Genomic DNA, 3,060 nt, shown 5'->3' with positions numbered 1-3,060 from the left:
CTCTGCTACTGGGCGAGCTCGCGCTGGCGTCCGGGCCTGCCGCGCAAGGTCGCCGGCATCAGCGAGCTGATAAATTTCGGCGCCGGCATCACCGGCTTCAACTTCGCCAATTTCTTTGCCCGCAACCTCGACAATGTGCTGATCGGCAAATACTGGGGCGAGGCGCAGCTCGGCCTCTATGATCGCGCCTACAAGCTGCTTCTGTTTCCGCTGAGCCAAATCACCAATCCCTTGTCGAAAGTCATGGTTCCGGCGCTCTCAAGGCTGAAGGACGAGCCGGATCGCTACCGCAGCGCCTATCTGCGCGTCATGCCGCTGATCCTGCTGGTGGCGCTTCCCGGCGTCGCCTTCGCCACCGCGATGTCGGATGTGCTGATCCCCTTCGTGCTCGGTGAGCAATGGCGCGCAAGTGCCTCGATTTTCCTGGCGCTCGGCTTTGCCGGGCTGCTGCAGCCGCTCAACAATCCGGCCGGGTGGCTTTTCGTCAGCCAGGGCCGCTCCGGCGACTTCATGCGCTGGGGTATCATAACGGCCGTGACATCGGTGCTGGCCTTCATGCTCGGCCTGCCATATGGGGCGCTGGGCGTGGCGATTGCCTATGCGATCAGCGAGTATCTGCGGACACCGTTCCTGTGGCTCTATGTCGGCAAGAGCGGACCGCTGCAGGCGCATCACGTGTTTCGCGCGGCAGCGCCGTTCGTGCTTGGCGCCCATCTGGCGCTGGCCACGATCTGGTTCATCAAGCCACTACTGCCGCAGCAGCATGTCGTTGCCCTGGCCAGCGGCGCCGTGCTCGCTTACCTCATCACCATCGTCATCGCCCTGGCATTCGCCTCCGGCCGCGAAGCCTTGCGCGAGGCTCTTAAGATGCTGCCGGCAAGGCTGCCCGCGGCAGCGCCGCGCGAAGCGCAATAATTTGGTCGCCTTCGACAGCTACGGACATCCCTTCCAGGACCAGGTCTGAACCATGCACTACCGATCGATCTCCGATATGAACGACGCCATTGTCAGGGGCCTGCACCGGCTGCCGCGCGACATCGACCTGGTCGTTGGCGTGCCGAGAAGCGGCGTGCTGGCGGCAACGCTGGTCAGCCTTGCGGCGAACATCCCGATGACCGATCTCGACAGCTTCCTGGCTGGGCGGATCTACACGTCAGGCGTCACCAAGCGCCGTGCCGCTCTCGATCGCAAGGTCTCCGAGATGCGCAAGGTGCTGGTGATCGATGACAGCGTCGCCGGCGGCAACGCCATGCGCGACGCGCGCGCCCGCATCCAGGCGGCCGGCATCGAGGCGGATTTCACCTTTGCCGCCGTGTTCGGCCTTGAGCCGCAGCACCAGGAAACCGACCTCGTCTTCGAGGTCGTGCCGCATCCGCGCATGTTCCAGTGGAACTTCATGCACCACAAATTCCTGGCGCAATGCTGCGTCGACATCGATGGCGTGCTGTGCCTCGACCCGACAGAGGCGGAAAACGACGACGGCCCCGCCTACGAGAAATTCCTCAGCGAAGCGCGGCCGCTCCATGTTGCGACCCACAAGATCGGCTGGCTGGTCACCAGCCGGCTGGAGAAATACCGCGCGCTGACCGAGGCATGGCTCGCCAAGCACGAGATCAAATACGACCAGCTGATCATGCTCGATCTGCCAAGCAAGGCGGAACGGCAACGGCTTGGCGCGCATGGCAGTTTCAAGGCCGATTTCTATCGCAAATCCGATGCCATCCTGTTCATCGAGAGCGAGCACGAACAGGCGCTGAGGATCACCGAACTGTCCGGCAAGCCGGTGCTGTGCGTCGAAACGCATATGGTCAGCTTTCCCGACACGCTGTCGCTGCCGGCACTTAGCCAGGCAGCCCGCAACCTGCCTGCACGGCTGCGGCAGATCAAGTCGCAGGAGGGCCGCAAGAGTGCTGCCAAGACCATTGCTCGCGCCCTGCTTGGCGCCCGCGGTTATGAAACGCTGAAAAACCGGGTCAAGCGACCGGCCTGATCCAAAACGCCTATGCGGCCTGCCGCGCGCGCTGCTGCACGGCTCTGTCGAGTATCGAGAAGAAGGTCATGAACTGGCGATCGGGATCGAGTTCCGGGCGCCCGGCGAAGCTGCGCGCGAGGCCTGAGAGCCGGTCATATTCCTGGTTGTCGTTCCACAGCCGCCTGACGGCCGCGACCCAGTCGGCAAGCGGAGCATCGTAGTCGAGTACCACGCCCCCCGAGCCGATCGCCTCGGGCAGACCGCCGCGCCGCGAGCCGACAACCGGGATTCCGCTGCAATGGGCCTCCGACGCGACGCGGCCCCAGGCCTCTTCCCACTTGCTGGGAGCAAGCAGGATCTTCGTGCGGCCATAGACCGTCTTCATGTCGCTGGTGCGGCTCTCCAGCACGACATTGCCCAAAGGCGCTATCGTCTGTTCGATCCGCTCCCGATGATCCTCCTCGAGCTTCCAGCTTTCGACGAACAGGAACGGGATTTCGCGGCAGGCGCCGGCGATGCGCACCGCGAGCTCAAACCCCTTTTCCTCGTAAGGATTGATCAGCGTGACGAACTGGCCCGTCGTCGGCGTCGAGTAATGCGCCGGGTTGATGGTCGGCGGGATCACCGCCGCCTCGATGCCGAACTCTTGTCTGTAGGTGCGCGCGGTGAAGTCCGAATTGGCGATGTAAAGCGCTGAATGCAATTCGCGCAGATCGCCGCCCAGTTCGTGGAACTCGACATTGCGGAGATAGACGACCAGAGGCACGCCCTCGGCCTGCAGCGCCTTGCCGATCGGCACCGATTTGTGGCACTGGACCACGGCCACATCCGGCTTCAGCCTGTCGACGGCAAAGGCCGCCGCTTCCCAGGGAAACCAGGCCCGCACCACCGGATAGCCGGGATAGCTGTCGATGACCGCCGGCTGCCGCAACAGCTTCATCTTGGCGCGCGCCTTGAAGCCGAAGACACCATCGCCGAACAGGGCGGCGAGCACCGCGGCTTCATGCCCATGTTCGACCAGCTGTTCGGCCAGATGGTGCGTGCTCGACTGCACGCCGCCACTGAACTCGGGTGGGTAGCCGTTGCCG

The 3,060-nt window shown here is 64.0% G+C and carries 3 protein-coding genes; 2 read left to right on the top strand and 1 reads right to left on the bottom strand.

Going from position 1 to position 3,060, the window contains the following annotated elements:
* Both EN993_RS33815 and EN993_RS33810 read left to right on the top strand, forming a co-directional pair.
* The coding region (locus EN993_RS33815; RefSeq protein WP_164757990.1) for an oligosaccharide flippase family protein at nucleotides 1–915 on the top strand (915 nt) is incomplete at its 5' end.
* Nucleotides 916–967: 52 nt separating this feature from the next.
* Nucleotides 968–1,990 (top strand): phosphoribosyltransferase family protein, encoded by a 1,023-nt coding sequence (locus tag EN993_RS33810; protein ID WP_127266052.1) that lies wholly within the window; start codon nucleotides 968–970, stop codon nucleotides 1,988–1,990.
* 10 nt (nucleotides 1,991–2,000) lie between these two features.
* Here the strand turns inward: EN993_RS33810 and EN993_RS33805 are convergent.
* Nucleotides 2,001–3,060 (bottom strand): glycosyltransferase (locus tag EN993_RS33805; RefSeq protein WP_127266051.1); only part of this gene is annotated, 1,060 nt, incomplete at its 5' end.

Source organism: Mesorhizobium sp. M7D.F.Ca.US.004.01.2.1 (genome assembly GCF_003997785.1).
GTDB classification, from domain to species: Bacteria; Pseudomonadota; Alphaproteobacteria; order Rhizobiales; family Rhizobiaceae; genus Mesorhizobium; species Mesorhizobium loti.
Note: the sequence above shows the minus strand (reverse complement) of the source record. Positions and strands in the feature narration are given on the sequence as shown.

Coding starts and splice junctions, on each gene's coding strand:
- EN993_RS33810 (WP_127266052.1), top strand. CDS start 968: ATGCACTACCGATCGATCTCCGATATGAACGACGCCATTGTCAGGGGC.